The organism is Clostridium sp. DSM 8431 (assembly GCF_900116755.1).
Taxonomy (GTDB): domain Bacteria; phylum Bacillota; class Clostridia; order Clostridiales; family Clostridiaceae; genus Clostridium.
In genome coordinates this window covers 1-6,846 of record NZ_FPBY01000176.1, presented here as the reverse complement: position 1 = coordinate 6,846, position 6,846 = coordinate 1, and the positions used below count along the sequence as shown (strand labels likewise).

Annotated in this window: 8 protein-coding genes; 3 read left to right on the top strand and 5 right to left on the bottom strand. The window is 29.2% G+C overall.

The annotated features are described in order from the left end of the window. Positions 1 to 136 precede the first annotated feature (136 nt). Complete coding sequence (locus BM384_RS14260) at positions 137 to 1,579, bottom strand: MATE family efflux transporter (RefSeq protein WP_242946049.1); 1,443 nt, start codon at positions 1,577 to 1,579, stop codon at positions 137 to 139. A gap of 216 nt (positions 1,580 to 1,795) precedes the next feature. On the opposite strand from BM384_RS14260, the gene BM384_RS14255 reads away from it, so the two are divergent. Both BM384_RS14255 and BM384_RS14250 read left to right on the top strand, forming a co-directional pair. After that, positions 1,796 to 2,014 carry a hypothetical protein gene (locus tag BM384_RS14255; RefSeq protein ID WP_090014559.1) on the top strand — a complete coding sequence of 73 codons (219 nt, stop codon included), beginning with the start codon at positions 1,796 to 1,798 and terminating at the stop codon, positions 2,012 to 2,014. A gap of 1 nt (position 2,015) precedes the next feature. Beyond that, positions 2,016 to 2,318, top strand: coding sequence for a spore coat protein (locus tag BM384_RS14250; protein ID WP_090014557.1), 303 nt, complete (start codon positions 2,016 to 2,018; stop codon positions 2,316 to 2,318). 41 nt (positions 2,319 to 2,359) lie between these two features. Here the strand turns inward: BM384_RS14250 and BM384_RS14245 are convergent, their stop codons facing one another. Further along, positions 2,360 to 3,505, bottom strand: a complete 1,146-nt coding sequence (locus tag BM384_RS14245; RefSeq protein WP_090014556.1) for an NADH:flavin oxidoreductase — start codon at positions 3,503 to 3,505, stop codon at positions 2,360 to 2,362. Between the two features lie 158 nt (positions 3,506 to 3,663). Between BM384_RS14245 and BM384_RS14240 the strand changes: the two genes are divergently transcribed. After that, positions 3,664 to 4,200 (top strand): hypothetical protein, encoded by a 537-nt coding sequence (locus tag BM384_RS14240; RefSeq protein WP_090014554.1) that lies wholly within the window; start codon positions 3,664 to 3,666, stop codon positions 4,198 to 4,200. 38 nt (positions 4,201 to 4,238) lie between these two features. Here the strand turns inward: BM384_RS14240 and BM384_RS14235 are convergent, their stop codons facing one another. The 3 genes from BM384_RS14235 to BM384_RS14225 form a co-directional block, all read right to left on the bottom strand. Then, positions 4,239 to 5,630: an aldehyde dehydrogenase gene (locus tag BM384_RS14235; RefSeq protein WP_090014553.1), complete on the bottom strand. Its 1,392-nt coding sequence runs from the start codon at positions 5,628 to 5,630 to the stop codon at positions 4,239 to 4,241. A gap of 118 nt (positions 5,631 to 5,748) precedes the next feature. Next, complete coding sequence (locus BM384_RS14230) at positions 5,749 to 6,012, bottom strand: hypothetical protein (RefSeq protein ID WP_090014551.1); 264 nt, start codon at positions 6,010 to 6,012, stop codon at positions 5,749 to 5,751. A gap of 163 nt (positions 6,013 to 6,175) precedes the next feature. After that, entirely contained in the window at positions 6,176 to 6,412 is a 237-nt protein-coding gene (locus BM384_RS14225) for a DUF2442 domain-containing protein (protein WP_090014550.1), read from the bottom strand. Positions 6,413 to 6,846 lie beyond the last annotated feature (434 nt).

Below are 6,846 nucleotides of genomic sequence, written 5' to 3'. Positions count from 1 at the left end.
ATATCATTAATAAACATCTAAAAGTTATTAGACAAATATATAAATCTCTATTTCTGAAATTTGTTATTTTTCAGTACACTTTTCTAAGGTTTTATAACATTTTTGTAACTGTTACTTAACCTCCACATAAAATACTTTATGCTAAATTTTTCTTAAAAACTTTTCTGCTTATAATAAAGTAAGCTCCCAATATAAATACACAAGTAAATGCCCAGGAAATAGGATAAACAGACATTAATATTTCAAAGCTATGATACCATTTACTTACTGTAGCAATCCATACTAATCTTAAAACACATGTACCAAATACAGTAATTACAGCAGGTGTCATAGAATATCCAAGACCTCTTAAAGCTCCTCCAGTAATCTCATATGTACAGATTAATATATATAAGCTTAAAAGTACAATCATACGAATAGAAGCAAATCTTGCTGTTTCTGCATCACTTGTAAATAGAGATGTAAAGAAGTTTCGTCCAAATACAAAAGTTAAGCTCATAACTAAAGTTACTAAAATAGTCAAACCTAAAGTAATTCTATATATCTTTTTGCATCTATCATATTGCTTTGCACCAAAGTTTTGACTTGTAAAGGTAACAACAGCCTGTTCAAAAGACGTAACAACAAAATAAATATAGTACTCAAAATTTAAAGCAATTGCAGATCCTGCTACAGCATAAGCACCATATTGATTAAGACTTGTTTGTATAAATACATTAGATATTGAAAATACCACTGATTGAAGTCCTGCTGGAAGACCTATCTTAAGTATTTCAATAAGTTCAGTCATGTCAATTCTTAATTCTTTTAATGAAAGTCTTATAATTCCTTCTTCATGAGTAAGGAAATATATAACCAAGCTTGAACAAACTATGTTTGCTACAACTGTACCTATTGCAACTCCTGCTACTCCCATATTAAAATTAATAACCAAGAAAAGATTTACTATTGTATTAATGAAACCAGCTAAAACTAAACATAATAATGGCCTTTTTGTATCTCCGATACTTCTTAATACTGCAGCTCCAAAATTATAAACCATAATAAATGGTACTGCTAATAAGTAAATTCTTAAAAAAACAACTGCTTGATCTATAACATCTTCTGGTGTACTCATCCACTCTAAAATATATCTAGAGGTAAACATTCCTAGTATAAGAACGAAAATACCTATAAAAATTGATGATAATATAGCTGTATGTACAGTATCTTTTACTTTATGTTTTTCACCTTCTCCTATATGCCTTGCTATTACTACATTTACCCCTACTGAAACACCAATAAAAAGGTTTAAGAACATACTAATAACAGGGCCATCACCTCCAACTGCAGCCTGCCCTTCACTACTTGCAAACTTCCCAACAACTGCAATATCAATAGAACTAAATAATTGCTGCAAAATACTTCCTAGCGCTAAAGGTATTGCAAAAATTAAAATTTTGTCTATTATGCTTCCTTGAAGCATATCCATTTGTCTACTCTTTATTCTTTTGTTCTTTATCACTTTTAAATCTCCTGATTTTATCTTTAGTTTTTCATAAATTATTATAGCACCTTGAGGATATTTAACAACGCTCATTTTTGCTAAATCTTAATTTAATTTAAGTTTTTCAGATAATACATCATAATAAATACTGTCTTATATAAAATATGGAGAAAACAAGGAATGCACAATAAAAATATCTTATAATTGCATAATTTTTCAATGTATCTATCTATAATACCTACAAATAATATTATTGTTATTACTCTCAAAGTAATTTAAAAAAATAATTAATAATAAAGGAATGATAATATAAAACAAATTACAGAAGTAGAGGTTCTATCTTTAACTGCAATACTAAAAGCAGAAACTGATGGGCTTAAAATGCAAAGAGCCATAAATACTATAATTACTGATGAAGATTTAAAAAGACAATCAGAATCAAGTATTTTGGCAACTGAGGGAAGAATTAATGCCCTTATTAAATTTATAAACGAAAATGATGTACTAAGTAATGAAGGAGGAATGTAGTATGCTAAAGATGGTTGGAGATCTAGTTAAAGATAATATGAATATTGATGATAAAGTAATAGCTGAAAGTATGATGACTGCAGCAAAAGATGGAGCACTTCTTTACCTTAATTCAGCTGTAACAAGTACAAATTCAGAACTTAGAGGAATTTACACTGCTGCTGTAGGACAAATGCTTGAAGGTGATGCTGCTCTTACAGAATTATGTATAAAAAAAGATTGGATAAAGCCATGTGAAACAGCTATAAGCCAATTATCATGTGCAGTAAACTGTGCTAAAGATACTGTGGAGAATAAAAAATAAAAATGAAAGGCATACAGCAACATATGTATGCCTCTATAAGCTTATTTTGGAAGTTTTCCAAAATAACATCTAAGGGGGCGATTATCTACTCCTATTAAACAATAATTACAGCTAATACATTTTGAGTTTTTTTGCTTTTCTTCCTTCCACTTTTTAATAAGGCTTGGTTCAAGAATTAATGGTCTACTTAAAGATACTATATCCATTCCACTTTCAATTGCTTCTTCACAATCTTCTACACTATGTACTCCTCCTACAACAATTACAGGTATATTTACATTCTTCTTAATTACTTTAGCAGATTCTAAATTATATAATCTCCATGACTTTTTTGGTATTAAAGCTTTTTTAGCAAAGAGTTTAACTATTTTCTTTACTATAGATGGCAGTTCAGAAACACCATGATATTCCTTTAAAATCATATCTATTGGAACTTGTCCCCTTGCCATATCAAAGGCACTTTCTTGAAGACCTCTAGATACTTCAATAGCTGATGCTCCTGCTTTTTCCATAACTTTAGCATACCAGGCTGCAGCATCTGCCTTTATTCCATTAGATACAGATTCCTCTCCATTTAGTTTTATAAATATAGGATACATAGGCATAGCTTTTCTAATACTTTCAATTATTTTTTGAACTAAGTATATTCTCTTTTCTCTAGATCCTCCAAAATCATCTTTTCTATGATTTTTCTTTGGTGATAATACCTCACTTAAAAAATAACCATGGGCACAATGAATCTGTACTCCATCAAAGCCAGCCTTTTTGCAGTGTATTGCAGTTTCAGTAAAATCATCAATGATTTTAAGAATTTCTTCTACATCCATGTTATTAATATCATATTTATTACCAACAACACTATATCTCCCACAATGAGCAATCTGTGCAATTATAGGTGTTTTATATTTATGTACTTCATCTACCATCTTTTTAAAACTCTCTATATTTTCATCTGTATGAAGAGAACACATTCCAGGCATAGTAGTTTTACCTTCCTCACTAACGGCTATAAACCCAGTAATAATTCCACCTACTTCACCCTTTGCAAGATTAGTATATAATCTAGTTAACTTCTCTGTTGGTTTTCCATTTTCATCTGCCATACCTTCATGGGTAGCAGAACGTATTATTCTATTATTAAATTGAATTCCACTAATTTCTACTGGCTTAAAAATATCAATACTCATCTTTTGTTCCTCCAATTAACTATTCCATATTTATTTAAACAGATTATAACACTATTTTTACAGAATGTTTACTGTAAAGAAAAGCAAAAGTATATTATTGACTAAAAGTGTATAAAGTGGTATTAAGTAGAATAACAAGATAAAAAGGGAGTGGATATATGAAGAAGAGGAAATTTTTAAGTATAGCTGGAGTTATAATTATTGTATTAGCTGTTACAATATTTTATTGTAACTGGCCAAAAGATATAGAAAGATCATATTATGGTTATTGTGTTGATTTGCATAGCAAAGATATTACTTATACTTGTAATATTAGCATTAAGGGGAAGTATAGAAAATATGCTGGTCTTGATTTTGAGTTTGGAAAAATACGTGGAAAGTTTGTTGGTAGTTTAAATATTGATGATTCAAGCTATGAGCTACATGGGGGAGCTACTTTGAATGATGAAAACGAATATTTTATGGATGAATATGGTAATAAGCTTTTGGGGTTAGATACATGGTATAAGAATACAGAAAATTATGTGTTGGATATATATAGTGACTTTAATGATGAAGAGGTATGTATAAGTAACTTTGATGATGATTTTAATTATATTAAGGTAATTGTAGCGTCAAGTAGTAAGGATTTAAAAAAAGATGATATTATGAATATATTAAAAAATAGAGGTTTTTTTAGTGAGGACAGCAGGTAGATTTACACAAATCTACTTACTGTCCTTAATGATATATATTACTTTAAAAACTTTTTAACTAACCCAAATTTAGATTCACTATAAGGTGGTAGCATTAAAGCCAAGTTAAACTTACTCTTTCTAAGGGATACAGATTTTTTATGTGAGAAAGTATCAAAACTATGCTTTCCATGGTATGCTCCCATTCCTGAATTACCAACTCCACCAAAAGGAAGATTACTATTTACAATATGCATAATAGTATCATTTACACAAGCTCCACCAGAAGATATACTCTTTAGAAGTTTTGAAGATAAGTTATTATCTTCTGTAAATATATATAATGCTAGTGGTTTTTCCCTAGAATTAATGTCTTCTATTACAGAATTAATATCTTTATAGCTCATAATAGGAAGAACAGGTGCAAAAATCTCCTCCTGCATACACTTAGAGTCCCAAGATGCATTAATAAATGTTGGTTCTATATAAAGAGAATCTCTATTTGTATTTCCACCAAATATTATATCCTCCTTATCTGCATCAATCATAGATTTTACCCTATCAAAGTGTCTAAGATTAATCATTCTTCCAAAATCAGAACTTGACTCTACATTATCACCATAGAATTCTTTAACTGCTTCCTTCATATTGTAGATAAGCTCTTGTTTCACATCTTCATGAACTAATATATAATCTGGAGCAATACAAGTTTGACCTGCATTAATTGTTTTTCCCCATATTATTCTCTTGGCTGCATTTTTTATGTTTGCAGAAGAATCTACTATTACTGGAGACTTACCCCCTAGTTCTAGAGTTACAGGAATTAAATTATTAGCTGCAGCTTTCATAACCTTTCTACCAACATTAACACTACCTGTAAAGAATATATAGTCAAATTTTGAATTGGTAAGACAGATATTAGTTTCTACTCCACCCTCTATACAACAGATATATTCCTCATTGAAGGTTTCAGAAATTATTCTATGCAGCACTGAACTAGTATTTGGACTTAATTCTGATGGTTTTATTACTGCAGTATTACCTGCTGCTATTGCTCCTATTAAAGGTTCTACTATTAACTGAAAAGGATAGTTAAAGGGACCTATAATAAGGACAGTGCCATAAGGTTCAGAATAGATATATTCCTTAGCAGGTAAAAGATGAAGAGGCACAGATACCCTCTCTGGCTTAGCCCATTTATTTATATTTTTAACTGCATTAGAAATGCTAGAAAGTGTATATCCTACTTCTGTTGTATAAGCTTCAAAAGAACTTTTATGTAGATCTTTATATAATGCATCTAATATTTCTTTTTCATATTTAACAATAGCTGACTTTAGCTTAATTAAAGCATTTTTTCTATATTCAATATTTTGCAAAACAAAAGTTTTTCTAAAGGCTTTCTGTTTTTCTAGTATTGATTTTATTTCAGTCTCTTTCATGTCTTCCATTTATATCACTCCTTTGCCAACATAAAAATTATAACTCACTTCTTCTTCTTAGAAAACTTATTCTTTTACATAAGAAAAAAGAAGTGATTAAACACACTTCTTAAAAAAAATGAATATGTTATTTTTCTGAAAACTCAATGGTAATATTATCTGGATCAGAAACAGTAAAATGAGCTGGTTTTGGACCAATCTTTTTTATGTCTGAAGGATTATACCCTAAGCTAATTAGCTCTTCTCTAATTTCTTCAAGCTTATCTCCTGCAAGAAAACTCATTACTAATCCCTCCATCATAGTATCTAGCCAAATAACTAATTCTTCCTTAGAATAAATTCCAAGTAAAGCACCTAATCTATGTAGTTCAATTTTCTCTATTAGTTTCATAAGCACTCCTTTTAGATCAACTTAAAAAGTTACATCAAATAAATCTATTGACTTTATAATTATTATACTCAAATTTACTTTTATAGTAAGTATAACAAAAAGAGCTAGATATCACACTAGCACTCTTACAAAGTGATATATGATTTTAGATGTTCACTCCTCATTACATATTCCATAATTCATATTCACTAATATCTATATCATCATTCCAACTTATTCCATACCCACCTGCATCAACTTTTGCTTGTTCAAATAGTAACTTATTCTTTAAATCACTATAGAAATCTTCCTTAATCTTTCCTTTAAAATCTATATTTTTTGTAATGCCGTTATCAAATAAAACAATTATGCTATAATCTTCAGAATTAATTTTAATACTCTTTATCTTAGGACTATTCATTATTCTAATCCCTCTAATTTCTTGAACAATTTAGTATTCCACATTTCCATTAAATCATCTTCACTACTATTCCAAAAAATCTTGTTATTACTGGCATTTTGTTCACCTCTAATAAAAAATATATTTATATTATATCCAAAAAATAAGGGGCTGTAAAAAAAGTCCTAAAAATCAAACGACCATACTAGCTCAAAAGCTTGTATGGTTGTTTTTTTCATATACTTATATTTTTTCATCTTTAATTTTTAAAAATGGGTTCACTTAATAAACGTCTCGTTATAAATAAAAAAATTAAAGTAATTTTTATGCAACGAGCATTTCACGGTTTAATTTATTATTATATTTATAAAGATTATAACCACAAGAAATCAATGTGAGCTCAAGAATTACATTATCAAGTCCTCGTCTAAACAACCTTTTGTAAGATCTATTCC